The organism is Hymenobacter coalescens, assembly GCF_054783195.1.
Genome location: NZ_BAAGRA010000002.1, coordinates 188411 through 211588, shown reverse-complemented (window position 1 = coordinate 211588; position 23178 = coordinate 188411). Strand labels below are relative to the sequence as shown.

Here is a 23178-nt window from a genome sequence, read left to right as displayed (position 1 = left end):
TTGCGTTTCGCCCGGTGCTCGTTCGTCTGATTTCTGCTGGATTGCTGGCGCTGGCCGCCCTCGTGCCGCGGCCCGGGGCGGCCCGGCCGGCTGGGCCCGCGCCGGCCAAGTATTGGGTGTTTCTGCGCGACAAGCACGGCGTGCGCTTCGACGCGGCCGCGTACTTCTCGCCCGAAGCCCAGGCCCGGCGCCGGCGCCAGCACCTGCCCGCCGCCGATACCACCGACTTCCCGCTGCGCGCCGACTACCTGCGCCAGGTGCAGGCCGCGGTGGATTCCGTGACCGGCAGCAGCCGGTGGTTCAACGCGGTGGCCTGCTGGGCGACGCCCGCCCAAATAGCCGGGCTGCGCCGCCTGCCCGCCGTGCGTGCCGTGGCCCTGATGCCGGGCGTACCGCAGCAGCCCGCCCGCCGGACCCGCCAGCCGCTTGCTGCACGGCCCGCCGCCTGCAGCCCCGACAGCACCCCCCGCCTCACCGCCGCCGAGCGGCAGCTGGCGCAGCGCCAGACGCGCACCCTCGGCGGCGACGCGCTGCGCCGGGCCGGCCTCGACGGCCGCGGCCTGCGCATCGCCGTGCTCGACGTGGGCTTCAGCGGCGCCGATGCGCACGCGGCCCTGGCGCATTTGTGGCGCGAGAAGCGCATCGTGGCGACCCAGGACTTCATGCGCCGCCGCCCCGAGGTGTTGCGGGGCGGCTCGCACGGCACCGAAGTGCTGGCCTGCTTGGCCGGGCGCCTGTCCGATGGCACCCCGCTGGGCCTCGCGCCCCAGGCCGAGTACCTGCTGGCCCGCACCGAGCTGCTGCAGCGCGAAACCTTTGCCGAGGAAGAAGCCTGGCTGGCCGCCGCCGAATGGGCCGACCGCCTCGGGGCCGACATCATCAACTCCTCGCTCGGCTACACCGATACCCGCTACTTCCGCGAGCAGATGGACGGCCGCACCAGCTTGGTGGCTCGCGCCGCCACCATGGCCGCGCGCAAAGGCCTGCTGGTGGTGTGCGCCGCCGGCAACGACGGCGACGACGAGCGGTGGCGCCTCATCGGCACGCCCGCCGACGCCGACTCCGTGCTGGCCGTGGGCGCCCTCGACCCCGATACCTGGCTGACGGCCGAGTTCAGCTCCTGTGGCCCGGCGGCGGGCGGGCGGCGCAAGCCCAACGTGTCGGCCTTTGGGGTGGTGATGACGGCCACGCCCGGCGGCGACGTGCAGCAGCTGGAAGGCACCTCCTTTGCCAGTCCGCTGGTGGCCGGACTGGCCGCCTGCGTGTGGCAGCAGCGCCGCGAGCTAAAGGCCATGGAGCTGTTTCGGCTGCTGGAAAGCTCGGCCACGCTCTACCCGTACTACGACTACGCCCACGGCTACGGCCTGCCGCAGGCCGGGCGCTGCCTGCGCGGCGCGGTGCCGGCCGCCCCCACGCTCGACATCGTGGCCGGCCCCGCGGCCGTGCAGGTCGTCATCCGGCCCGAAGCCACCGTGGCCTTGCGCCCGCTGCCGCTCTTCACCGATTCCGTAACGGCCGGGGCGGGCCTGGCCGAAAGCAGCCGCAACGCCCCGCCCGTGCCCCGGCCCGGCCGCGAAAAGGTGTCGGCCAGCCGGCCCGGCGCGCCCGAGCCACCCGCCCTGCCGCTGCCCCTGCCGTACCCGGATTATTGCTACTGGCACCTGGCCGATGCGCGGGGGCGGCTGCGTCGCTACGAGGTGCTGGAGGTGTCGCAGCGGGCGGTGCTGCGGCTGCCTGCCGGCAGCTGGACCCCCGGCGACGTGCTGCGGGTGCATTACCGCGGTTACACCGCCGAACAACGTCTGCCATGAGAATCGCACCCGTGTTGGGCGGAGCCGTCGGCCTGCTGCTGAGCGCCGCGCTGCCTGCCTGGGCCCAGCGCCCCCTGCTGAGCACCGAGGTAGCTGCCGATACCGCCCAGCAGCGCTACGGCCCGCACCGCCGCCACTTTCGGCACCTGTACGTGAGCTACCTGCCGGTGCTTGGCCAGCCCACGGCCCCGGGCGCGGAGCTGCGCCCCTGGGCCTCGGCCGAAATGGCGCTGGGCCTGCGCGAAAAGCTGCAGCTGACGCCGCTGCTGGCCATTGGGGCCGATGTGCGGTACCAGTACCTGCGCTACAGCCTGGCGCAGAACGCGGCCAAGCGGCTGCCCACCGCCACCCTGCACCAGCGCGAATCCATCACTTTGCACCGCCTCGACCTGGAAGCCTGGGCCCGCCTGCGCTTTGGGCGGCAGGGCAATACCGTGGGGCGGTACCTCGACGTGGCGGGCTGGGGCGGCTGGGTGCCGGGCACGGCGCATCGCACCGAGGATGAGCCGAACAACGGGCAGGCGCGGCGCGTCAAAACCACTGCAACCGGCTTGCCCTACCTGCGCCGCTGGGCCTACGGGGCCGGCGCCCGGCTGGGCAGTCAGCGTCTCGCTCTGGTGGCTCGGTACCGCCTCAGCGACACATTTCGGGGCCCGCGGGCGGCCGAATTCCCCGAACTGCCACGCTGGGTGCTGGGCCTGGAAATCGGCGTGCTCTAAGCTCGACCGTGCAACCACGGCCCGGGCCCTGCGTACGCGCCACAAATACCCGCCGTGGTACGATATTCGCGGCCGCGTCTGCCGCCAGGCCGCGTTTTGCGTACACAGGCTTACTCCCCTAGATTCCACCACTCCATGAAACACATATTGCTCCCTGCGGCGTTGCTGCTGTTGCTGGCTCAGGCGTCCTGCGTGACGACTGACCGCGAAGTTGGCACGTCGAATAACCCGGAAAAGGTGTACACCCCCAAGCCGGAAGCCGACCGCAGCCGCCTCACCAGCCGCACCGTGCTGCGCACGGTGCAGGCCCAGCACACGTTCTCCGACCGCGGCAGCAAGGATAAATTCGTGCTGCTGCTCCAAGGCCCGAAGATCATCGATGCCAACGCCCGCTTCCTGATCATTTCCGCCAAAGGCGACACGCTGCGCAATGAAGTCATTCCGGCCAAAGCCCTCATCGACGAGCGTAGTCTGCAGGAGGACCCGCAGGCCGCCTCGGTGCGCAGCCGCGAGCTGGCCATCCTGCAGGGCATGAACTCGTTTTTCGCCGAGGATAAGTTTTCGTCGCCTGCCGTGCCGCGCACGGCTACGGCTCCGCCCGAGGGCGGCGACGCCGCCGGCTGGAGCGCCGTGCAGGCCGATAACCGCGCCGTGGGCTTTGATTACAAAGACGCCTCGGGCCGTGAAAAGCGGATTGCCTTCGCCAAGAAACTGAACAAAGCCGTAGTGGTAGCCGACTAGCCGAGCCGCCTCCGCTAACGCCCGCCGGCCCGCCCTACCTGAGTTGTGGAGCGGGCCGGCTGTTGTTTGGGGCCGAGAAATACGGGTAGCGTACCGCAGTTTAAAGCTTTGCGGCTGAAGGATTAGCCCACGCGCAGCCAGCCCACGCGGCCGGCAGCGTTGCGCACCAGCTGGTAGCCGCTCCACTCGCCCAGTACCGCCACGCGCGTGTTGGCCGGCAGCGTGTCTAGCGGAGCGGCCGTGGGCGCGGGGTGGCTGAGCAGGTCGGCCGTGGCGGGCAGGGCGGTGCGGCGTAGCGCCTCCGTAGCAACGGTGCGCGCGGGCACATAGCCCAGCTGGCCCCCGGGCGTCTGCACGCGCAGCCACTCGGCGGTGGCGCCTACTACCAGCAAGGGCGTGTTTTTGGGCAGGGCGGCCGACTTGCGCTTTACCTCGGTGGGCGCCGCCTGCAGCGACGTGCGGGCGCCCGTCAGGCGTACCCACTGGCCCAGGCGCTCGGCCGGGGTGCGCGGGGTGGCCGGCTCAGCGTCGGCCCGCCGCACGAAGGGGAAGGGGTCGACGGCGCCCCGGCCGGCGCGGTACACCCCGAAGTGCAGGTGGGGCGGGGTAGTGCGGGCGTTGCCGGTGTTGCCCACCAGCCCCAGCGTGTCCCCGATCTGCACCAGCTGCCCGGCCTGCACCAGTTGCTTGTCCAGATGGGCGTAGTAGAGGTGCTGCCCGTTGGCGGCATCGGCCAGCCACACCACGCGGCCGCCCCGAGGCGTTTCGCCCACGCGGGTAATCATGCCGGGGGCCGCGGCCACCACGGGCGTGCCGCGCTTGGCGAAGATGTCGATGCCCTCGTGGCGCCGGGCGCCGTTGTCGCGGTCCATGCCCCAGAAGGAGCCGGCAGCCGCGTCGTTTTTGCCCTGCACGGGGAAGGCCAGCGAAGGGGCGCGGCGGATGCGGATGGTGAAGCGGGCGGTGCGCAGCAGCTCGGGCTGCACGCGCAGCAGGTGCTGCTGGTCGTCCTCAGCCACGTAGCTGAAGGTGCGGGCCGCGGTATCAGCGGAAGCCAGCGGCCGGGGTTGGGCGGTGCTGGGGTCCAGCTCAAAGGCATCCACGAACACGCGCACGTCGGCCGTGGCCGGCTCCAGGGTCAGCGTGATGTCGATTTTCTCACCGGCGCGCACGGCGTAGCGGTACGAGGCGGCGAAGGCCTGCTCAGCCCGGAACAGCCCCGTTTCGCGGAAGGGTAGGCGCACGACCAGCGAATCCCGCAGGGCGCGGTCGGCCGCCAGCAGCCAGTCGCGGCCCAGGGCCGTTTGGTCGAGGCCGGATTGGCGGAGCTTGCGGGCGTAGGCCTCGTGCGGGGTGCGGGGCTGACTGAAAATGCCCTGCAAGGTTTGTTGCTTGCCGCAGGAAGCCAGCACAAGGGATAATAACAGGAAAGATAAAAGCCAGCTCGCGGGCCGGCACGTCGTCATGAGTTGGCGCATACCTGGGCAGAACATCAGGCGCCGGCGCAGGGTTCGAATTGGCCCAAGGGCTGCGGTCGGGGGCTCGGGCTGCCCGGAAGGTTGTGGCCCGGTGCCATTTTATGCGGTTTACAGGCTCTTGCTGCCCGGTAGCCGCGCGGGTCATCCGGGTTGGGGACTGGTCGCCTACCTTTGCCGGGTTCCCACTAGCTCCCGCCCATGAAACTTATCGAGTGCCCCCGCGACGCCATGCAAGGCTGGCCGGACTTCATTCCCACCGCCACCAAAACCGCCTACCTCAACCAACTGCTGCGCGTGGGCTTCGATACGCTGGACTTCGGCTCGTTCGTGTCGCCCAAGGCCATTCCGCAGCTGCGCGACACGGCCGAGGTGCTGGCCGGGCTCAATCTGAGCCAGACCAAGACCAAGCTGCTGGCCATCGTGGCCAACCTGCGCGGGGCCGAAACCGCCGTGGGCTACGCCGAAATTCAGTACCTGGGCTTCCCGCTGTCGGTGTCGGAAACGTTTCAGCGGCGCAACACCAACAAGAGCATCGGCGAGGCGCTGACCGAGGTGGCGCAGATGCAGGAGCTGTGCCAGCAGCGCGGCAAAGAGTTGGTGGTGTACCTCTCGATGGGGTTCGGCAACCCCTACGGCGACCCGTGGAACCCCGAAGTGCTCGGCGAGTTCACCCGCAAGCTCGACGCGTTGGGCGTCCGCATCGTGGCCCTGTCCGACACCATCGGCGCCTCCACGCCCGAAACCATCATTCCGCCCTTCCGCGAGCTGACGGCCGCTTTTCCGCATATCGAGTTCGGCGCCCACCTGCACACCACGCCCCAGAGCTGGCGCGAAAAGGTGGAAGCGGCCTACGAGGCCGGCTGCCGCCGCTTCGACGGCGCCCTGGGCGGCATCGGAGGCTGCCCCATGGCTGCCGACGAGCTGACCGGCAACATGGCCACCGAAAACCTGGTGCAGTACCTGCAGGCGCAGGGCGTGCCCACCGGGCTGGATATGGCCGCGCTGCGCGAGGCGCAGGGGATGAGCCAGGCGGTGTTTGGCGGGCATTGAGATTAACCGAAACGGGGCTATACATACGTCATTCGGAGGCGCTGGCGCGTGCCGGTGTTACCGACTATGCGCCGCCACTTTGGTACCGCGGAAGCCCAGCTGCCATCCCCAAACGGACTGACGTTGGTGAGGGCGCGGGGCCGTTGGTGCAAGAAGTGGAGAAGGTCCTTCGGCTGCGCCCTACACCAGATGAAGGATGACGTTGGGTTGTACCTTGCGCCGCCGATACTACCTAGCCTGTTGCCATGCCTGCCGCCCTCGTTGACCTTTTCATCCCCTGCTTCGTCGATCAGCTCTTCCCCGACACCGCCATGAACATGGTAAAGGTGCTCGAAGCCGTCGGCTGCCAAGTGAACTACAACCCCGCCCAGACCTGCTGCGGGCAGCCCGCCTACAACGCCGGCTACCGCAAGGAAAGCCAGCAGGTGGCCGAGAAATTCCTCACCGACTTTGCCGGCCCGGCCGAGCGCTACGTGGTGGGCCCCTCGGCTTCCTGCGTGGGCATGGTGCGCAACCACTACGGTGAGCTGCTGGAGGATTCGCCGCGCTGCGCGGAGTTTCCGGCTATTCAGCGCCGGGTGTTCGAATTCACCGAGTTCCTGGTCGGCGTGCTGGGCGTGACATCAATTCCCCGCGCCAAGCTCAGCGGCAAGTACACTTACCACGACTCCTGCTCGGCTCTGCGCGAGTGTCAGATCCGCGAAGAGCCGCGCCAGCTGCTTGATTCCGTAGCCGGCCTGGAGCGCCTGGAAATGGCCGAAACCGAAACCTGCTGCGGCTTTGGCGGCACCTTCGCCGTGAAGTTCGAGCCGATTTCGGTGGCCATGGCTCAGCAAAAGGTGGAGCACGCCCTGGCCACCGGCGCCGAGTACCTCGTCAGCACCGATACCAGCTGCCTGATGCACCTGGACGCCTACATCCGCAAGGAAAAGCTGCCGCTTAAGACCCTGCACGTGGCCGATGTGCTGGCGAGTGGGTGGTAACTACTCCCGCGGAAAGCTAACGTGCCGTTTGCTTCCGCTCGCAGTAGACAGCATCACCGCAACGCTATCAGAACTGGAGCTGGGCACGGTCCGGGCCAAGGTGACGCTGTCGGGAGTATAAGAGCCGAGCTCGTCGGGCGGTTGTATCACTCCGTGATGCTTCTCTAAAACAAAGCCTTTCGGAGTAAGCAGGGTGATTCGTCGTGCCCCCAGAAAGCCGCCCGTCGCATCCCGGATCGAACATTCCGGACCTGTATAATAACTGGTATGGGGAATGAATGCCAGAACGGGCAGCGAGACGAGGGCGAAAAAAATGCGGTCCAGCAGGTAGGCGCCGGCCAGTGCAGCGGGGTACAGAAACCAGCTGCCGAAGTACAGTTTGCCAGCCCAACCGAGCTGCCTCCGTCGGAGCAAAAAGTAGCTACCTGCTGCCAGCCAGGCTATGCCAAACGGCACTACATCGGCCCACTGCCCGCGCAGCGATACTCGGAAACCTACGTAAACCGCAAACAGCAGCAGCGTAAAGCCCCAACCGCCCAAGTGAATCCACTTGAGCAGTTGGGGCTTTTGCTGGATGGGCTTGAATTTGGCAAGGCCAAACATCAAGGCAACAAAGCCAAGAAGTGCGACCGGGATGCCAAACGCCGCCAGCAGCGCGCTCATAACAGTTCTTTGATACGCTGTTTCAAGCTATCCGAAGCCTCCAGCAGCGGCAGGCGCACGGCGCCGGGAATCACGCCCAGCAGCTCCAGCGCGGCCTTCACGCCCACGGGGTTGGCTTCTTCGTACATCAGCGGGTTCAGCGGCAGCAGCTCAAACAGCAGCTTGGAAGCCGCCGCGTAGTCGCCCGCGAGGGCGTGGCGGGTCATGTCCGAGAACTTGCGCGGGAAGGCGTTGGCCAGCACTGAGATGATGCCCACGCCGCCGAATGAGATGAGCGGGGTGGTGAGCATGTCGTCGCCGGAGATGAGCAGGAAGTCGGCGGGCTTGCCGGCGGCAATCTGCATGCACTGCTCCACGTTGCCGCTGGCTTCCTTGGTGCCGATGATGTTCGGGTGCTGGGCCAGCGTGAGGGTGGTTTCGGCGGTGATGTTGGAGGCCGTGCGGCCCGGTACGTTGTAGAGCAGCACCGGCACCGGGGCCGCGTCGGCCAGGCGCTGGTAGTGGGCCACGATGCCGCGCTGCGTGGGCTTGTTGTAGTAGGGCGAGGCCGACAGAATGGCCGCGACGCCGTCCAGATCGGTGCTGCGGATGGTGTGCTCCACGGCGACCGTGTCGTTGCCGCCGATGCCGTAGACCAGCGGCACGCGGCCGGCTACGTGCTCCTTGGCCACGCGCAGGATTTCGGCTTTCTCCTCCGTGGTGGTGGTCGGCGACTCGGCCGTGGTGCCGTTGATGACGATGTATTCCACCCCGCCGTCGATGACGAAATCGAGCAGGCGGCGCAGGGCGGGGTAATCCACGCTGAAATCGGTGGGGGAGAAGGGCGTAACCAGGGCGACGCCGGTGCCGTGCAGCGCGGGAAGACGGGAGGCAAGTTTGTGCATGAGAGGCCGAATCCGTTAGTTTTGTGGGAAGAACCGGCCGTGCGAAGGTACGAACGCGTCAGGCTTAGGCCGGTTCCGTTGGCTCGATTTCCTCCATTAGGCCCCGCCGGCCGCCTCTTCCCCCGCATGTCGCAACGTTTTTCCGCTATCCTGCTGAGCACCGCCGCTCTAGCCGCCGGCCTCGCCGTGTCGTCCTGCAACACCGAAAAGGCCTCGGCCTCGGAATCCGAAACGCCGACGAACGCCACGGCGGAAGCCATGTCGGGCGCCGCCGCCACCGCCGCTGAAGAAAAAGCCGCCACGCCCGCCGACGTCACCACCACCGCGCCCGATCCGAGCACCATCCCGGCCTCGGCCGCAGGCAACGCCGCCGCTATCCTAGCCCGCCCGCAGGTGCCCATTCTGTGCTACCACCAGATCCGTGACTGGCGCGCCAAGGACTCCAAGGGCGCCAAGGACTACATCGTGCCGGAGGAGCGCTTCAAGGAGCAGATCAAGATGCTGGCCGACTCGGGCTACCACACCATCCTGCCCGATCAGCTGTACGCCTACCTGACCACCGGCGCCAAGCTGCCGAGCAAGCCGGTGATGCTCACCTTCGACGACACCGACCTTGACCAGTTCACCGTGGCCAAGCCCACGCTGGATAAGTACGGCTTCAAGGCCGTGTACTTCATCATGACGGTGAGCCTGGGCCGCCCCAACTACATGAGCAAGGCGCAGGTGAAGCAGCTTTCGGACGAGGGCAACGTCATCGGCTCGCACACCTGGGACCACCACAACGTGAAGAAATACCAGGGCCAGGACTGGGTGACGCAGATCGAAAAGCCCACCAAGACCCTGGAGGAAATCACCGGCAAGAAAATCAACTACTTCGCTTACCCCTTCGGCCTGTGGAACCCCGAGGCCATTCCGGAGCTGAAGAAGCGCGGGATGGTAGCCGCCTTCGTGCTGGCCGAGAAGCGCGACCAGCAGGACCCCTTGTTCACCATCCGCCGCATCATCGCCTCGGGCTACTGGAGCCCGAAGACCCTGCACAACAGCATTGTGCAGAGCTTCGACGGCAAGTAAGCCGCTTGACCACCCATCAAAAAGCCCCGGCCGCAAACGCAGCCGGGGCTTTTTGATGGGGTTGTTCGGGAAGATTCAGCCGAGCAGGAAAGTACCGGGCTGGGCCTGCAAGTGCGCCAGCACCTGGTCGCGCACTACCTCGTGTTCAAAGGCCAGTGACATGCCCCAGTTATCGAGAAACAGGGTGCCTTCGGAGCCGTTCAGGCAAAAATCAGCCGCGTAGCCGTCGAGCATCGGGCAGGTCCGCGGCGCGGCAAAGCCGTAGGTCGTGGCCAGGTAGTGCAGCAGCGGCAGGAACACCTGGTAGTGGTGCTCGGCGGGCTCAATGTCGATGCTGGGCCAGCCATTGCCCACCCACTGGCCGGTAGCAAACACGACGGCCATGGCCGGACCGGAGCGCTACTCCGTCGGCAGCCCGCCGGCCTTCAGGGCCTCGAAACCGCCGGCGTTGACCACGTTCTTGAAGCCGTTCTGCAGCATCAGGGTGCCGGCCTGGCCAGCGCGGTTGCCCGACTTGCAGTAGAGCACGTACGTGGCGTTCGGGTCGAGCTTGGCGACCTGGTCGGCGAAGTCGGTGGAAAGGAAATTCACGTTGCGGGCCCCGCGCAGGTGGCCGGCGCCGAACTCGGCGGGCGTGCGCACGTCGAGCAGGATAACGCCGGGTTTGGCGAGCTGCTGCTGGGTTTGGGCAGGCGTCACGGTGGGGGCCGTTTGGGCCTGCGCCGAGCAGGCGGTGGCGGCCAGGGCCAGCGCCAGGCAGTAGGGTAGAAGCTGTTTCATAGCGAAGCTGAAAGAAAAGGCGGACGTGCTGCCAAAGTAAACAACGCGTCCGCCCCGTAACGTGCCGGCCGAGATTAAATTTTTCCTACAGCCCGCCGTCCGATACCATGGCCAGCAGATCCGTTTCGCCGATGATGGGCACTTTCAGCGACGTGGCCTTTTCGCGCTTGACGGGGCCCATCTTGTCGCCGGCCACCAAATAGCTGAGTTTCTTGCTGATGGAACCCGTGACCTTGCCGCCGTTGCGCACGATGACCTGCTCCAGCTCCTCGCGGGAGTGCTGCTCAAACACGCCCGACAACACGAACGTGAGCCCGTTGAGCCGGTCGCTGAGCGGCTGCGGCGCCTCGCCGGTGAGCTGCAGCTGCACGCCGGCGGCCTTCAGGCGGTCCACCAGCTCGCGGTTGGCCGCGTCCTGGGCCCAGGCCGCCACGCTTTCGGCAATGACGCCGCCCACCTCGGGCACAGCCGCCAGCTCTTCCACCGAGGCGTTCAGGATGGGGTCGATGCTGCGGTAGTGCGCGGCGAGCTTTTCGGCCACCGTTTCGCCCACGTAACGAATGCCCAGCCCGAACAGCACTTGGTCGAAGGGCACCTGCTTGCTTTGCTCCAGGCCCGCAAACATGCGCTGCACCGACTTCTCGCCCAGGCGCTCCAGGTTCACCAGCTCGTCGCGGCGCGCGGGCAGCTCGTAGAGGTCGGCGGGGGTGCGCACCAGGCCCAGGTCGAAGAAGCGGCCCACGGTTTCGGCGCCGAGCCCGTCGATGTTCAGGGCCTTGCGCGACACGTAGTGCTCCAGCTTGCTTTTGAGTTGGGGGGCGCAGCCCCGCTCGTTGGGGCAGCGGTAGTGCGCCTCGCCCTCGGGCCGTACCAGCGGGGTGCCGCAGGCCGGGCAGGTGGTGGGGTAGATGATGGGCTGCGCATCGGCCGGGCGGGCCAGCAGATCCACGCCGGTGATTTTAGGAATGATTTCGCCGCCCTTTTCCACGAACACCATGTCGCCCAGGCGCAAATCCAGCGCGGCAATCTGGTTGGCGTTGTGCACCGAGGCGCGCTTCACCACGGTGCCGGCCAGCGGCACCGGGTCGAGCAGGGCCACGGGCGTCACGGCGCCGGTGCGGCCCACCTGGTAAATAATTTCGCGCAGGCGGGTGCGCCCGGCCTCGGCCGGGTACTTGTAGGCAATGGCCCAGCGCGGGCTCTTGGCCGTGTAGCCCAGCAGCTCCTGCTGCCGCAAATCGTCTACTTTGATGACGATGCCGTCGGTGGCCACCGGCAGCTCGAAGCGCTGCTTGTCCCACTCGTGGATGTAGCCCAGCACCTCGTCGATGCTGCCGCACAGGCGCCAGGTGTCCGACACGGGCAGGCCCCAGCGCTTGAGAGCCTGCAGGGCCGCGCTGTGGGTGGGGAAGTGGCGGCCGTTGCTCAGGAAGCTGTAGGCATAGAAGCGCAGGCGGCGCGCAGCCACCACGGCCGAGTCCTGCAGCTTCAGGGTGCCGGAAGCGGCGTTGCGCGGGTTGGCCAGCAGCGGCTCGCCGTTCTGCTCCCGCTCGGCGTTCAGGTCGTTGAACACCCCAAGGGGCATGAAAATCTCGCCGCGCACCTCGAAGTCCTCCGGCTGCCCGGCTTCCGGGCGCAGGTGCAGCGGCAGCGTCTTGATGGTGCGCACGTTGCTGGTGACCACGTCGCCGCGGGTACCGTCGCCGCGGGTCACGCCCTGGCTGAGCTGGCCCTGTTCGTAGCGCAAGGACATGGCCACGCCGTCGAACTTCAGCTCGCAGACATACTGAAACTCGGCGCCTTCCAGGCCGCGCTGCACCCGCTCGTCGAACTCGCGCAGGTCGGCTTCGGAGTAGGTGTTGGCCAGGCTGAGCATGGGGTAGCGGTGCTCGGCCGTCGGAAACTGCTTGGTGATGGTGCCGCCCACGCGCTGGGTGGGCGAGTTGGGCTGGGCGTACTCGGGGTACTGCTGCTCCAGGGCCTGGAGCTCGTGCAGCAGGCGGTCGAACTCCTGGTCGGGCACCTCCGACACGTCGTTCTGGTAGTACTGGTAGTTGAGGTAGTGCAGGCGCTCGGTGAGGGCGCGGATTTTGTCCTGAATGGCAAACAAATCAGTCATGCGAGGCGGGAAAGTCGGCTAGCGGGCTTGGCCAAAAATAGCAAGACCGCCCCGGTTGGGAGCGGTCCTGACCACGGCAACGGCGGAAATATCCCGCCCTTAGTTCTTAATGAGCACGCCGTCAGCGAGGAAATTGACCTGCTGCTCGGGTTTGGTGATGGCGGCTACTTCTTTATCCGACTTGCCGGCGTCCTTGGCGTAGTGTTGCAGGTCGGCCACGGGTACTTCCTCGCGGCGCACCCAGCCGTCGACCACCACCGTGCGGCCCTTCACGTCTTTGGGCACAAAGAAGGCGTAATCCTTGAAGCTCACGCGCATTTCCTTGCCGTCGGCGGTCTGCATCTTCATCCAGCAGCCCTTGGCCTGGCACACGTCGGTAATCTGCCCGACCAGCTTCACCTGGGCCGAGTCCTGGGTGCCGAGCACCGTGGGCAGCGCCGACATCGGCTGCGCGCCCTCCTCCGTAACGGCGGCGCCGTAGGTCTGGCCGTCGGGTTTGGCGGCCGCGGCGGTTTCGGTTGAGGCCTTGCCCGAAGCAGCGGTGTCCGGGGTGGTTTGCTGCTGGCAGGCGCCCAGCAGGGCTACGGCAGCAGTCAGCGCGAGTAGGGTGCGTTTCATAGGGGGAAGATGGAACAAGCCTCCCCAAACTTACGCATTCAGCGGCAGTTAGCGCGCGTCGCCGGCGGTACGCTTGATCAGCTCGGCGGTGTGGTCCGGCTCGCCGTCGGCGTCGCGCATTTCGGTGCGCACCACGCCCACGCCGGGGGCGTAGTAATCGGTGACGCGCTTGACGGTGCGGCGGACCATGTCGGCGCGGGCCTGCGTCACGTACTCGTAGCGCGACTCCACCTTGTAGCACTGAAACGTGCCGGCGGGCGTGGCCACGCTTTCCGGGCCGCTGAGCTTGCGCTCCGACACGGAAGTAATAACCTGGGCAATGTCCACGCTCGGGCTGCTGACTTGCACCGTGAGCTTGCCGCCGGGCAGCGGGCCGCTCGTGGGCTGGTTGGGCCAGGCCAAGTGCACCGGCTCGAAGGCGAAGCGCCGGTCGCGGAAGGAGCGGAGCATGGCCGGGTCGAGCAGCAGGCGGCCGTCGGTTAGCACCGTGTCGCGGCGGCACAGGTACACGAACTCGTCGTTGCGCTGCAGGCGGTTGTTGACGTCGTACAGGCTGCTTTTCAGGAGCACCTGGGTGTAGGCCGGAGCTTTTTTCTCGGCTTCGAGGGGCGTGATGCTCGCCACTTTCAGGATTTGTAGGCCCTCGGGCTTGTTTTTCTCATCCAGCAGGCGGTACGTCAGCTCGGTGCCGTCGTTGAAGCCGAAGGGCTGCTCGCAGCTGGCATCCGCCGTGGACGCCGGCGCGGCGGCCGGTGGGGCTTGGGCCGCCGTTTCGGGCGCAGTAGCGGCAGGCGGCGTGGTGGCATCGGGGCGGGTGCAGCCGATGAGTAGCCCGAAGGCGGCAGCAGGGAGCAGGCAGAGGCGGTGTGCAGAAAGCGGCATGGGCGAAAAAAGCGCGGGTGGAAGGACGGCTGCGGAGGCCGTTGAGGCTGCATACGCAAAAGCGGCCGCGTGGGGTAATGCAGCGCCCGGTGCGCCGGCTGCGTATGGAGTGTGCGCCCGGCTTGCTTTCTTGCGGCCGGTTCGCACTTTCGCGACCCTCTTTTCGCCGCTGACTTATGGCTGATTCCACCCAATCCTCCGCCAACTGGGCCGACATGGCCGCCTCGCTGCTCTCCAAGCTTTCGGGCGGCGTGGAGCTGGCCTGCACCTTCGAGCAAATGGAGCTGCAGATGCCCAACCCGCAAAATCCCGCCGCGCCCACCACGTGGCGGCTCAACGGCTCCCTGCGCATTCGCACGAAGGGCGACAACCCGCCCTCCGGTGCGCTGCCGCCCGCCACCACCAGCCCGGGCATCGGTGGGTAGCGGGCTGGACATCGAGGCCCGCCTGGTCATCACCTGGAACGGCCACGACCTGCAGCTGGCCGCTTCCGGCACTTACCTCATCCTGAATCTGCCCAGCGCCCATGTACTCGACGAGCTGACCGGCGCCAACAAACCCAAGGACCCCCACAAGCCGAAAGGCCCCAAGGGACCGGACCCGCTGCAGCAGCTCAACGAACTGATGCTGCGCCTGGGCCTGGTGCTGGACCTGCGCGTGGCCGGCAAAACCTGGGTGACCTTCGGGGCCGGGCGCGGGCCGAAAATCACGCTGAACGCCGTACTGGGAAAGATAGGTTCGTTTTTCCGGGGGTAAAATTTTGCCGCCGAAAATCAGGGCGTGGCGCTGTCCCCCGGCGGCGTTTTTCCGTACCTTGTGGGAAGCTCCATTCGGCTCGGTCGCCTCTTCCCCAGGTACATAGGCGGCTCAACGGGTGGGGCAGCACCTCCACCATCGGCCATGAACTCGGATAAGGAACGGAAGGATAAAGTAGGAGCGGGACGACCCACCCCAACGTCGGCGCGCCGGAGCCGGGTGCCGCTGCTGGAGCTGGTACTCTACCTCACGCTGGCGGGAGTAACGATGATGTTCGGGGCATTGGTGGCCCTGTACCTCTATACCCGCACGCAGGACGGCGCCCTGGGCAGCCCCCACCCGTTTCCGCGCTGGTTTTCGCTGAGCACGGTGGTGCTGATGCTCAGCAGCTACGTGCTGGCGCAGGCCCCGCGCCTGTACCGCACCGACGACATTGCCTCACTGGCGCGTTGTCTGGGGGCCACGCTGCTGCTGGGCTGCGTATTCGCCGGCCTGCAAGTGCTGGGCTGGCGCGAGCTAAGTCAGCAGGGGGTGTTTTGGACGCAGGAGCCCTCCGGAACTTACGTATACCTGATTTCGGTGCTCCACGTGCTGCACCTGCTCGGCGGCATGATTTTTTTGGGGGTGTTGCTGGGCCACGCGGTCCGCGCTTCCCGCAACGGCATTCGGATGCTGGTTTTTATCCGCAATCCGTACTGGCACCTGCGGCTGCGGCTGCTGGGCATCTTCTGGCACTTCGTGGATGCGCTGTGGATCATCCTCTTCATGGTGTTCCTGTTTCTATTCTAGGCGTAAGCCGGCCAGCCGCCCGAAACGCGACGGGGCCCAGCTGCATGCAGCTGGGCCCCGTCGCGTTTTTCTGGTGTTTGAGGGCGCGTTACTTAGGCAGCACGGTCACGGTGCCTTTGAAGGTGCGGCCGTCAGTGTATTCCACCAAGTAGTAGTACACCCCCGCCGATACCCCGCGGCCTTCCCAGCGGAAGTTGCGTTCAGGCGATTGGAAAACCTGGTTGCCCCAGCGGCTAAATATCTTCACCGAGGCGAAGCGTTGCTCGCAGAAATCCGGGGGCAGGTCAGGCAGCGCGAAGAATTCGTTTTTGTCGTCGTTGTTGGGCGTGAAGACGTTGGGGGGTAGAAAGTCGGGGGCCGGTGGCCGCGCCACCTCAAAGCGCACTACGCGCTGCTGCGGTACGGGCACGCAGGTGTTGTCGGTGAGCGTGAAGGTGACTTCCAGCGGCTCCTCCCGCACGGCCTCGCAACCCACCACCCAGCGGAAGGCCCCCGTGGCCGAGCCCGCGCCGCCACTCGTGCGCAGCGTCATGCCCACCGAGGCCAGGTCAAAGCCGGTGCCCGCGGCCGAAAGGACCAGCCCGTCGAGGTCGGCGTCGAGCCCGGTGAGCGTGGCGTCGTACACGCCGCCCAGCGGCAGCCGGATGACCAGCGGGGGCGAACCAGGGCCACTGCCCGGCGAAAACGTGGAAGTGAGCACCGGCGGTGTATTGGCGTACTGCACTTGCACCGGTACCACCAGCAGGGGGCTGGTTTGCCGTTCCTGGCAGGGGGTAGCCGCCGCCAGCAGTTCAAATTCGTGCAGCCCCCGCGCCACGGCCCGGCAATCGACGCGCCAGCTGAAGCGCATCACCGAGCGCCCCGGCGCCGCACTCACGCTTACCAGCCGCGCGCCCACGGAAGCCGGCGTGAACCCGCGCCCGTTCAGCTCCAGGGTCACCGCGTCCAGGTCGGCGTCCAGGCCTTCCACGTCGAATTCGATCAGGTCGCCGACTCGGGCGGCAATGGGCAGCCGCGGCGTTGGCGACACGAGCGCGACGAAGGGCCGCTGGTTGGGCGGCGCCTGCGCCGTAAAGGCCACCCGCACGGTGTCGCGCTTGGGCAGGCTGCAGCCGTTGTCGGCCACGATGACGTCGAGCAGATACACTTGCCCGCGGGTGTTGAAGCATTCCGGGAAGCACACCGAGGAGGTAATGGTATCGGGCTGGCCGGGCATGCGTACGGTGCCCTGGCGCACGGTGGGCTGCGGCACCGTGTTTTGCGGAAAGTTCACGGCCCGCAGCTCCACCTGCAGTTGCGAGGTGGGGTCGGGGTCGGTGAAGCTCAGCCGCACGCAGCGGTCCTGCCCCGCGAGCAGGCGCAGGGTGTCGAGGCCGGGGCGGTAGGGCAGGCGGCCGGGGCCCGGGGCGCGCACAATCATCTGCGGCGTCTGGTTGGGCGAGCAGGGAATGACCAGCAGCTGAAAGTCGCGGCGTACCTCGCCAATCTTCACGCCCCGGCGGTACTCCGCGCAGCGCACCCCGAACACGAACAGGCCCAGGCGCGTGGGCCGCACCGTGAGGCGGCCGCTACGGGCGTCGATGCCGAGGGTGGGGGTGCCCGGCATCTGGTTGGATTGACCCAGGCCCGCGCTCCAGGTCACCTGCGAGTAAGGCGCCGGGAACGGCTGTGCGGGGCGGGGCACGGCCGTATTGGCGTGCCCGTTGAGCGGCGTCACCATGTCGTACACCAGCGAGTCGCCGTCGGAATCCTGGCCGCCGAAATCAAAGTAAAACAGCTCGCCCAGGCAAGCATAGTCGCTCAGGGGCGGGAAGATGCGGGGCGAGGAATTCCGAAACGCCTGCCCGCCGCGGGTGACGGCGGGAAACTCCAGGTAGTAGGTCTGGCCCGCGTTGCCGGGTACCTGGATGTTGCTGATGACTCCGTTGCGGCAGCAGCGTTCCACCGCCGCGTAATAGCCGGCAGCGGCGTTGTATTGCCCCGCCGGCAGCGTCACCTGGGCCGAGTAGGTAAGCTTGCGGGTGCTGAGCGAGCCGATGGCGCAAGCCATGTTGGTGTAGGGCACGAAGGTGTTCTGCGTGAGCGGCAGCGTCACGTCCTGCATGCGCCGGTTGGTGCCCTTTTCGAAAATACCGGCCGTCGCGTCGTTGTCGAGGGCGCCGCTGCTGCCGTTGATGGCGTCGAAGTACAGCGTGAGCGTGAGCCGGTACACGTCGCCGCTCTGGTGCTGCAGGTCCAGCTCGCCCCCCACAATGTGCGTGGCCCGGGCTGGCGCCGCCCCGACGAGGGCCAGCACCAGCAGCGCGAGCAATAGACGAAAGTAAAGGTGTAAGCGCATAGCAGTCAGGGGAAAAGCGAGCCAACGGGGCGCAACTTGCGTAGCACAAACCGGGTCTTTGGCGTAATCAACAAATTACAACGCAATTGGGCGAATAGCTGCACTTCGGCACGCTTTCTTGCCCAGATTCTGCCCCCTAACTTGCAGACCCGGCCCCGCAACGGAGCCGGTGCGCTGCTGCACCACATTTTTCCGACCTTATGCGCTTTGTTTACTCCCTGGCGGCTGCCTTGCTCTCGACCTGCGCGGCCTGGGCCCAAGTGCCCACAGCCCCCCTTTCCCTGACTAGCCTGCGGGAAGGCGGCGACAAGTGTGCGCAAGGCCACTTGGCCGCGCAGCTGCGCCAGCCCAATACTACCGTGCGGCACCGCCAGAAGATGGACCGCTACGACGTGCTCTACTACAAGCTCGACATTTCGCTGAGCAACAACTCGCGCGACGTCGCTGGCTCCGGGGTGATCCGGGCACGCAACATCAGCGGCCAACCGCTGGATTCGTTGGCGTTTGAGCTGTTCAACCGCGATGCGACGCGCAACTGGGGCTACACCATCGATTCGGTGGTGGTGGGGCGGCAGCGCAGTTCGGGGTGGCGCCGGGCCGGCGGCGACGTAACGGCCGCCCTGCCCCAGCCCGTGGCCGGCGGGGCCACCTTTGAAGCCCGCATCTACTACCGGGGCACGGCGCCGTTCAGCAACACGGCCGCCATCGGCAACGCCCTCAACACCAGCACAGCTTACGGCGTAGGCGTGACCTGGAGCCTCTCGGAGCCTTTCAGCGCCCACGAATGGTTTCCCTGCAAGCAGGTGCTCACCGATAAGGCCGATTCTTCGACGGTGTGGGTGACTACCGCCAGCACCAACAAAGTGGGCTCCAACGGCGTGCTGCGCCGCGTGACGCCCGTGGCCGGCGGCCGCAACCGCTACGAGTGGCATTCCCGCTCGCCCATTGCCTACTACCTGATTTCGGTGGCGGTGGCGCCTTACCTGGAGTACGTCAACTACGCCAACCCCACGGGGGGGCCACGCATTCCCATTGTCAACTACGTCTACAACCAGGCGGCGCTGAACGACTACCAGGCGGAAATTGACCGCACGCCGGGCTTCCTCGAAAACTTTTCCGAACTGGTGGGGCTGTATCCCTTCGCCAACGAGAAGTACGGCCACAGCATGGCGCCCATCGGAGGGGGCATGGAGCACCAGACCATGACCACGCAGGACGGCTTCTCGTTCACGCTCACGGCCCACGAGCTGTTTCACCAATGGTTCGGCGACAACGTGACCTGCGCTTCTTGGGAGGACATCTGGCTGAACGAGGGCTTCGCTTCCTACGGCGAGTACTTGTCGCTGGTGCGTTTCAGCAGCGGCAACGCCCGCCAATGGCTGAACGATACCTACTTTCTGGCCCAGAACGCCTACAACTTCAACACCAGTTCCTACGTGTTTCAGCCCGGCGGCTCGGTGCGCGTGGCCGATACCACGAACGTAGGCCGCATTTTCAGTTCGCGGCTGAGCTACAAAAAGGGCGCGGCCGTCGTGCACATGCTCCGCTACCTGCTCAACGACGACCAGAAGTTTTTCCGGGCCCTGCGTACCTACCAGACCACGTACAGCGGCCGCACGGCCCGCACCCGCGACCTGCAGCGCGTTTTCGAGCAGGAAGCCGGCCGGTCGTTGCAGTACTTCTTCGATCAGTGGTACCGCGGCGAAGGCTACCCTTCGTTCAACGTGCGCTGGAATCAGGTCGGCACCACGCTGTTTCTGCGCGTAGCCGAAACCGCTTCCATGCCCACCGTAACGCCCTTTTTCGACACCGACGTGAGCTACCGCGTGCGCTATTCGGGCGGACAGACGGCCGTCGTGCGCCTGAATCAGACGCAGCCCACCACCGACTTTGCCGTACCGCTGGCCGCCGGTCAGAGCGTTATTGCCATCGACATCGACCCGGATCAGTGGGTGCTGGATTACGGCAGCGCGGCCCAGCGCGACAACACGCTGGTGCTGGCCAACCGGGCTGCGCAAGCGGCAGTGCGCCTGCCAGTTTATCCCAATCCGTGCCAGGACGTGCTACAGGTGCCCGCCATGCCGCAGCGCACGGCCGCGGCCGAAGTCGTCGACGCCACCGGCCGCGTGGTGCTGCGCCAAGCCTTGCCTACCAGCCAGTCCCAGGTGCGCGTCCAGGCGTTGGCGCCGGGCCTGTACCACCTGCGCCTGCGCCAGCCCGACGGCACGCTGACGGGCTGGTCGCGCTTCGTCAAGGAATAAGCCCACCGGCCCGACGACGTGCGGGGCCCCGGCTGCGAGCGGCAGCCGGGGCCCCGCACGTCGTTTAGAGGAAATTACGCCGGATTAGGAGCCGCTCCCAGGTTAAATACCGCCTCCATCAGTTCATCGAAGGAATGGGCAGGGCTGAACACGGAATCCTCGATGGGGTTGCTGATCAGCCGGATAAAGCCCGGATGGGCATTGAAGCTGATCAGGTCGATGGAAATCGTGCCAAAGTGCTGCTCGCAGCGACCCGTGTCCGGGCAGTCGCCGGGGGTGGGCTTGAGAAAATGCTTGGCAATGGTTTCGGTGTAGCGTGGGTGGCGGCGCGTGCGCACGTCGGAGCACGCGAGGTAGTAGCCCAGCGGCAGCGTTCGGTCCCGGATCAGGTCGAAAAGATGCTGAAAGTTATCCGGCCCGATGCTGGGGTCATAGAGCAGCAGCGCGCCGCGCCGCCCGCCGCCCTCTACGCGCTGCACCCGCAGGCCGCCGTGGCACGGGGGGAGCCCCGCTTTGCAGTAGTGGTACGCCTTGAAGTAAGGCTGCAGCCAGTTGCGGTACACCTGAGCCTGCTTCCACTGCTCGTACGCCCGCGCCTCCGCTGCGGAGCGCCGCAGCGGCTGCCAACTGGCATCGGGCCCCCGGCCCTCGAATAAACGGCGTAGCAATTGAAACACGGCGATGCGAACTGACTTCGAAACGAGCGGAAAACACGCTTTGCCCGAAATAGTTTGCAGCGCTAGCGGCAGACGGGGCTCAGCGCACCCGCTTCCACACCTGCGCCCGGCCCACCAGGGCAAAGCCGATGTAGCCCTTCACCTCCATCCGGTCGGAGGCCAGCGGCTTGACGTAGCAGGAGTAGGTGCGGCCGTTGTCCGGGTCGTAGATCTGGCCGCCATCCCAGCGGCTTTCAGCCGCGTTGTAGCGTAGGTCCTGGATGATGGTCAACCCCACCTGCGGCTGGTTGCGACGCTTCGGGTCGGGGTTGTGCTGATCGAGGCGGGGGTGGCCTTCGGCGTCGGTAGCGTGCAGGCGCTGCACGATGCGGCCGCAGAGCTGCTCCCCGCAGCGGAAGAATTCCACCTGGGTTTCGCCCTGCTCATCCACCCACACGCCCAAGGGCATGGCCGTGGCGGACGCGGGCGTTTGGGCGCTCAGCGAAGGAGCCGCCAGCAGCAGCAGCGAAAACAGCAGCAGACGAAGTAAGGGCAAGGAGGCAGTCATTGGTGCAATGCCCCAAGTTACACAACGCCGTGCAGACGGTGGGCGCCCATACAAAAACCGCCTGCCCCGGGAACGGAGCAGGCGGCCGAAATAGCAGCATCAAAAAGCAGCGGCTTATTTAACGCGCGTCCAGGTCTGGGAGCGACCAATCAGCGAGAAGCCGATATAGCCTTTTACCTCCATGCTGTTGGCGTTGAGCATTTTCATGTAGCAGGAGTACGTTTTGCCGCTTTCCGGGTCGTAGATCTTGCCGTCGTCCCATTTGTTGTCCTCGTCGTACTCGAAGCCTTCCATGAACACCATACCCAGGCGAGGGCGGTTGCGCAGCTTGGGCTCTGGGTTCTGCGAGTCGGTTTTGGGCTTGCCGGTAGCCGGGTCGTTGGGCACGGTCAACGACACAATCTTGCCGCAGAGTTTGTTGCCGCACTTGTAAATCTCGAAGGTGGCTTTCTTCTCGCTGTTGGTCCATACGCCCAGCGGCGAGAGGTTTTGGGCCGAGGCCGCGCCAACGATGCCGAGCAGCATCACCAGGCACAGGAGCAATTTCTTCATGGTTAGAAGGGGGTAGGAAGTGAAGTTGGTGGGAAAAGATACAAAAGCAACTTGAAGCCGCAACAATGTGCTTGCGGCTGCCCATGGCAAGTAGTATACCAAGCTGCAACCGTTCTGCTAGAAGCGGTGGTGGAACAGAAAATAATAGCGCTGAAAATCAATTAGCTGCCCGTAAATGCCCTTTGCAGAAAGAAAAAAGCCACTTTTAATTTTGAACCATTCGTACGGGATATAACTTTAGTGACCGTAGCGAGTGCTACAGCCCCGGCCAGCGGACCTAAGTTGTTGGTAGCGCCCCCGGAGGTGATGTTTCACCAAAAAGAAAGGAGGTACAAAATGTCTGATAGTCCCAAATCCATCCTGCCAAGCCTGAGTAATGTCGTTCGCTTCACCGCCGAACGCGCGTAACACTCAAGTGTCGTGGGGGAGCGTATGTTGCCCTGCATTACGGCAGGTCTGAACTGAGATGGCCGCACCGGTGACCCCGGTGGCCGGTCGCTTGGTAAGATGGCCCCAGGATTAGAAGCCCGGCTACCTGTGAAGGCAGCCGGGCTTCGCTGTTTTCAGCCGGTACCTGTTTCTCCTTTGTGGTCAGTGCGTCGGCACAAGTGCACGCGCTGTTCCGGCAGGCGTTGCCCGGCCAAAGCACTACGGCAGCTAGCAGCACCTGCCATAAGAATAGCCCCGCCCGCAACTCCTGCAAATGCAGGAGTTGCGGGCGGGGCTATTTATTGAATAGTGCTTTATCAGGACCCGTTGCTACTTCGTTACCCTTCGTAGTGGCTGTCGACGGGGCCGTTACAGCACCCGCCGCACGCCCAGAAAGCGCCGCTCGTAGTCGGTGCCATCGACCTGGCTGATTTTGACGCCCGGGTCGCGGCGCGAGGAGGAAGAATGCACGAAGCGCAGCGGCTGGCCCGGTTCGGATATCACGATGCCGGCGTGGCCGGGCGTGGAGCTACCCTGCGCCGTGCCGGTGAAGATGATCAGGTCGCCTTTGCGGGCTTCGGGGCGGGGCACCGGCGCGCCAGTTTTGTACTGCAGGGCAGAGGAGTGCGGCACGTCGATGCCGAAATTGCCGTACACGTAGGTCAAAAAACCGGAGCAGTCGAAGCCGCCCTCGGGGGTAGTGCCGGCGTAGCAGTAAGCCTTGCCGAGCTGGCGCAGGGCGAAGCTCACGACCTGATCGGCGCGCTCGGCACCGGGGCGCGTGGTGGCGCGGTATACTACGGCCCGCACGCGCGGCAGGTCGCCGCTGGCGGGCACCGGGGCGTCCGGGCGGAGGTTCTGCCAGCCCAGTAGGCCCAGCAGTGCGGTTATCAGGATTCCAAACATCAGCCAAACGTAACGCATAATCGTGCCAACCGGGGCAAGGTGTGGTACGCCGGCGGGTGCTGAAACTAACGCAGCGGGCCTATTCGGTGTTGCTGGGTGGCGCAAGCCGTGGGTTTTCGGGCTT

The 23178-nt window shown here is 66.0% G+C and carries 23 protein-coding genes; 10 read left to right on the top strand and 13 right to left on the bottom strand.

Features of this window, described 5'->3' with window-relative positions:
- Positions 1–14: 14 nt before the first annotated feature.
- From ACYVKQ_RS02090 to ACYVKQ_RS02080, 3 genes are all read left to right on the top strand, one after another.
- The gene (locus tag ACYVKQ_RS02090; protein ID WP_460575116.1) at positions 15–1811 is read left to right on the top strand and encodes a S8 family serine peptidase; all 1797 of its coding nucleotides are present in this window, start codon (positions 15–17) and stop codon (positions 1809–1811) included.
- On the top strand, positions 1808–2530 hold the full coding sequence (locus ACYVKQ_RS02085; protein WP_460575114.1) for a hypothetical protein: 723 nt from the start codon (positions 1808–1810) through the stop codon (positions 2528–2530). Before ACYVKQ_RS02090 ends, ACYVKQ_RS02085 begins: the two co-directional genes overlap by 4 nt.
- Positions 2531–2665: 135 nt before the next feature.
- On the top strand, positions 2666–3271 hold the full coding sequence (locus ACYVKQ_RS02080; protein ID WP_460575112.1) for a hypothetical protein: 606 nt from the start codon (positions 2666–2668) through the stop codon (positions 3269–3271).
- Positions 3272–3393: 122 nt separating this feature from the next.
- Here the strand turns inward: ACYVKQ_RS02080 and ACYVKQ_RS02075 are convergent, their stop codons facing one another.
- The gene (locus tag ACYVKQ_RS02075) at positions 3394–4683 is read right to left on the bottom strand and encodes a peptidoglycan DD-metalloendopeptidase family protein (RefSeq protein WP_460575110.1); all 1290 of its coding nucleotides are present in this window, start codon (positions 4681–4683) and stop codon (positions 3394–3396) included.
- A 264-nt stretch (positions 4684–4947) separates the two neighbouring features.
- Between ACYVKQ_RS02075 and ACYVKQ_RS02070 the strand changes: the two genes are divergently transcribed.
- Together ACYVKQ_RS02070 and ACYVKQ_RS02065 are read left to right on the top strand one after the other, a co-directional pair.
- Positions 4948–5799, top strand: coding sequence for a hydroxymethylglutaryl-CoA lyase (locus ACYVKQ_RS02070; protein WP_460575108.1), 852 nt, complete (start codon positions 4948–4950; stop codon positions 5797–5799).
- A 245-nt stretch (positions 5800–6044) separates the two neighbouring features.
- Positions 6045–6782: a (Fe-S)-binding protein gene (locus tag ACYVKQ_RS02065; RefSeq protein ID WP_460575106.1), complete on the top strand. Its 738-nt coding sequence runs from the start codon at positions 6045–6047 to the stop codon at positions 6780–6782.
- Here the strand turns inward: ACYVKQ_RS02065 and ACYVKQ_RS02060 are convergent, their stop codons facing one another.
- Both ACYVKQ_RS02060 and dapA read right to left on the bottom strand, forming a co-directional pair.
- Positions 6783–7445 carry a hypothetical protein gene (locus tag ACYVKQ_RS02060; RefSeq protein ID WP_460575104.1) on the bottom strand — a complete coding sequence of 221 codons (663 nt, stop codon included), beginning with the start codon at positions 7443–7445 and terminating at the stop codon, positions 6783–6785.
- Entirely contained in the window at positions 7442–8329 is an 888-nt protein-coding gene (gene dapA / locus ACYVKQ_RS02055) for a 4-hydroxy-tetrahydrodipicolinate synthase family protein (protein ID WP_460575102.1), read from the bottom strand. The genes ACYVKQ_RS02060 and dapA overlap by 4 nt, the downstream gene beginning before the upstream one ends.
- Positions 8330–8455: 126 nt before the next feature.
- On the opposite strand from dapA, the gene ACYVKQ_RS02050 reads away from it, so the two are divergent.
- A complete protein-coding gene (locus ACYVKQ_RS02050; RefSeq protein ID WP_460575100.1) occupies positions 8456–9400 on the top strand; it encodes a polysaccharide deacetylase family protein in 945 nt (314 codons plus the stop codon).
- A gap of 75 nt (positions 9401–9475) precedes the next feature.
- Here ACYVKQ_RS02050 and ACYVKQ_RS02045 read toward each other — a convergent pair whose 3' ends face one another.
- The 5 genes from ACYVKQ_RS02045 to ACYVKQ_RS02025 form a co-directional block, all read right to left on the bottom strand.
- Complete coding sequence (locus ACYVKQ_RS02045; protein WP_460575098.1) at positions 9476–9784, bottom strand: hypothetical protein; 309 nt, start codon at positions 9782–9784, stop codon at positions 9476–9478.
- Between the two features lie 15 nt (positions 9785–9799).
- Positions 9800–10180, bottom strand: a complete 381-nt coding sequence (locus ACYVKQ_RS02040; protein ID WP_460575096.1) for a rhodanese-like domain-containing protein — start codon at positions 10178–10180, stop codon at positions 9800–9802.
- 85 nt (positions 10181–10265) lie between these two features.
- Positions 10266–12299 (bottom strand): NAD-dependent DNA ligase LigA, encoded by a 2034-nt coding sequence (gene ligA / locus ACYVKQ_RS02035; RefSeq protein ID WP_460575094.1) that lies wholly within the window; start codon positions 12297–12299, stop codon positions 10266–10268.
- Positions 12300–12398: 99 nt separating this feature from the next.
- The gene (locus tag ACYVKQ_RS02030; protein ID WP_460575092.1) at positions 12399–12917 is read right to left on the bottom strand and encodes a DUF4920 domain-containing protein; all 519 of its coding nucleotides are present in this window, start codon (positions 12915–12917) and stop codon (positions 12399–12401) included.
- 48 nt (positions 12918–12965) lie between these two features.
- Positions 12966–13799 carry a TapB family protein gene (locus ACYVKQ_RS02025; RefSeq protein WP_460575090.1) on the bottom strand — a complete coding sequence of 278 codons (834 nt, stop codon included), beginning with the start codon at positions 13797–13799 and terminating at the stop codon, positions 12966–12968.
- 176 nt (positions 13800–13975) lie between these two features.
- Here ACYVKQ_RS02025 and ACYVKQ_RS02020 point away from each other — a divergent pair, with 176 nt between their 5' ends.
- The 3 genes from ACYVKQ_RS02020 (at position 13976) to ACYVKQ_RS02010 (ending at position 15344) form a co-directional block, all read left to right on the top strand.
- The gene (locus tag ACYVKQ_RS02020; RefSeq protein WP_460575088.1) at positions 13976–14224 is read left to right on the top strand and encodes a hypothetical protein; all 249 of its coding nucleotides are present in this window, start codon (positions 13976–13978) and stop codon (positions 14222–14224) included.
- Complete coding sequence (locus ACYVKQ_RS02015; protein ID WP_460575086.1) at positions 14181–14555, top strand: hypothetical protein; 375 nt, start codon at positions 14181–14183, stop codon at positions 14553–14555. The genes ACYVKQ_RS02020 and ACYVKQ_RS02015 overlap by 44 nt, the downstream gene beginning before the upstream one ends.
- Positions 14556–14699: 144 nt before the next feature.
- Positions 14700–15344 carry a cytochrome c oxidase subunit 3 gene (locus ACYVKQ_RS02010; protein ID WP_460575084.1) on the top strand — a complete coding sequence of 215 codons (645 nt, stop codon included), beginning with the start codon at positions 14700–14702 and terminating at the stop codon, positions 15342–15344.
- Between the two features lie 88 nt (positions 15345–15432).
- Here the strand turns inward: ACYVKQ_RS02010 and ACYVKQ_RS02005 are convergent, their stop codons facing one another.
- Positions 15433–17682, bottom strand: a complete 2250-nt coding sequence (locus ACYVKQ_RS02005) for a gliding motility-associated C-terminal domain-containing protein (protein WP_460575082.1) — start codon at positions 17680–17682, stop codon at positions 15433–15435.
- Between the two features lie 200 nt (positions 17683–17882).
- Here ACYVKQ_RS02005 and ACYVKQ_RS02000 point away from each other — a divergent pair, with 200 nt between their 5' ends.
- Positions 17883–19943 (top strand): M1 family aminopeptidase, encoded by a 2061-nt coding sequence (locus ACYVKQ_RS02000; protein ID WP_460575080.1) that lies wholly within the window; start codon positions 17883–17885, stop codon positions 19941–19943.
- 74 nt (positions 19944–20017) lie between these two features.
- On the opposite strand, the gene ACYVKQ_RS01995 is transcribed toward ACYVKQ_RS02000, so the two are convergent.
- The 4 genes from ACYVKQ_RS01995 to ACYVKQ_RS01980 form a co-directional block, all read right to left on the bottom strand.
- The gene (locus ACYVKQ_RS01995) at positions 20018–20620 is read right to left on the bottom strand and encodes a hypothetical protein (protein WP_460575078.1); all 603 of its coding nucleotides are present in this window, start codon (positions 20618–20620) and stop codon (positions 20018–20020) included.
- A 79-nt stretch (positions 20621–20699) separates the two neighbouring features.
- Positions 20700–21167 carry a DUF2147 domain-containing protein gene (locus ACYVKQ_RS01990; protein WP_460575076.1) on the bottom strand — a complete coding sequence of 156 codons (468 nt, stop codon included), beginning with the start codon at positions 21165–21167 and terminating at the stop codon, positions 20700–20702.
- Between the two features lie 114 nt (positions 21168–21281).
- The gene (locus ACYVKQ_RS01985; protein ID WP_460575074.1) at positions 21282–21719 is read right to left on the bottom strand and encodes a DUF2147 domain-containing protein; all 438 of its coding nucleotides are present in this window, start codon (positions 21717–21719) and stop codon (positions 21282–21284) included.
- Positions 21720–22517: 798 nt separating this feature from the next.
- Positions 22518–23072 carry a C40 family peptidase gene (locus ACYVKQ_RS01980; RefSeq protein ID WP_460575069.1) on the bottom strand — a complete coding sequence of 185 codons (555 nt, stop codon included), beginning with the start codon at positions 23070–23072 and terminating at the stop codon, positions 22518–22520.
- Positions 23073–23178 lie beyond the last annotated feature (106 nt).

What these genes read in the sequence shown, in the direction of transcription:
- ACYVKQ_RS02085 (WP_460575114.1), top strand. Translation starts at nt 1,808, where the DNA reads ATGAGAATCGCACCCGTGTTGGGCGGAGCCGTCGGCCTGCTGCTGAGC.
- ACYVKQ_RS02080 (WP_460575112.1), top strand. Translation starts at nt 2,666, where the DNA reads ATGAAACACATATTGCTCCCTGCGGCGTTGCTGCTGTTGCTGGCTCAG.
- ACYVKQ_RS02070 (WP_460575108.1), top strand. Translation starts at nt 4,948, where the DNA reads ATGAAACTTATCGAGTGCCCCCGCGACGCCATGCAAGGCTGGCCGGAC.
- ACYVKQ_RS02065 (WP_460575106.1), top strand. Translation starts at nt 6,045, where the DNA reads ATGCCTGCCGCCCTCGTTGACCTTTTCATCCCCTGCTTCGTCGATCAG.
- ACYVKQ_RS02060 (WP_460575104.1), bottom strand. Translation starts at nt 7,445, where the DNA reads ATGAGCGCGCTGCTGGCGGCGTTTGGCATCCCGGTCGCACTTCTTGGC.
- dapA (WP_460575102.1), bottom strand. Translation starts at nt 8,329, where the DNA reads ATGCACAAACTTGCCTCCCGTCTTCCCGCGCTGCACGGCACCGGCGTC.
- ACYVKQ_RS02050 (WP_460575100.1), top strand. Translation starts at nt 8,456, where the DNA reads ATGTCGCAACGTTTTTCCGCTATCCTGCTGAGCACCGCCGCTCTAGCC.
- ACYVKQ_RS02045 (WP_460575098.1), bottom strand. Translation starts at nt 9,784, where the DNA reads ATGGCCGTCGTGTTTGCTACCGGCCAGTGGGTGGGCAATGGCTGGCCC.
- ACYVKQ_RS02040 (WP_460575096.1), bottom strand. Translation starts at nt 10,180, where the DNA reads ATGAAACAGCTTCTACCCTACTGCCTGGCGCTGGCCCTGGCCGCCACC.
- ligA (WP_460575094.1), bottom strand. Translation starts at nt 12,299, where the DNA reads ATGACTGATTTGTTTGCCATTCAGGACAAAATCCGCGCCCTCACCGAG.
- ACYVKQ_RS02030 (WP_460575092.1), bottom strand. Translation starts at nt 12,917, where the DNA reads ATGAAACGCACCCTACTCGCGCTGACTGCTGCCGTAGCCCTGCTGGGC.
- ACYVKQ_RS02025 (WP_460575090.1), bottom strand. Translation starts at nt 13,799, where the DNA reads ATGCCGCTTTCTGCACACCGCCTCTGCCTGCTCCCTGCTGCCGCCTTC.
- ACYVKQ_RS02020 (WP_460575088.1), top strand. Translation starts at nt 13,976, where the DNA reads ATGGCTGATTCCACCCAATCCTCCGCCAACTGGGCCGACATGGCCGCC.
- ACYVKQ_RS02010 (WP_460575084.1), top strand. Translation starts at nt 14,700, where the DNA reads ATGAACTCGGATAAGGAACGGAAGGATAAAGTAGGAGCGGGACGACCC.
- ACYVKQ_RS02005 (WP_460575082.1), bottom strand. Translation starts at nt 17,682, where the DNA reads ATGCGCTTACACCTTTACTTTCGTCTATTGCTCGCGCTGCTGGTGCTG.
- ACYVKQ_RS02000 (WP_460575080.1), top strand. Translation starts at nt 17,883, where the DNA reads ATGCGCTTTGTTTACTCCCTGGCGGCTGCCTTGCTCTCGACCTGCGCG.
- ACYVKQ_RS01990 (WP_460575076.1), bottom strand. Translation starts at nt 21,167, where the DNA reads ATGACTGCCTCCTTGCCCTTACTTCGTCTGCTGCTGTTTTCGCTGCTG.
- ACYVKQ_RS01985 (WP_460575074.1), bottom strand. Translation starts at nt 21,719, where the DNA reads ATGAAGAAATTGCTCCTGTGCCTGGTGATGCTGCTCGGCATCGTTGGC.
- ACYVKQ_RS01980 (WP_460575069.1), bottom strand. Translation starts at nt 23,072, where the DNA reads ATGCGTTACGTTTGGCTGATGTTTGGAATCCTGATAACCGCACTGCTG.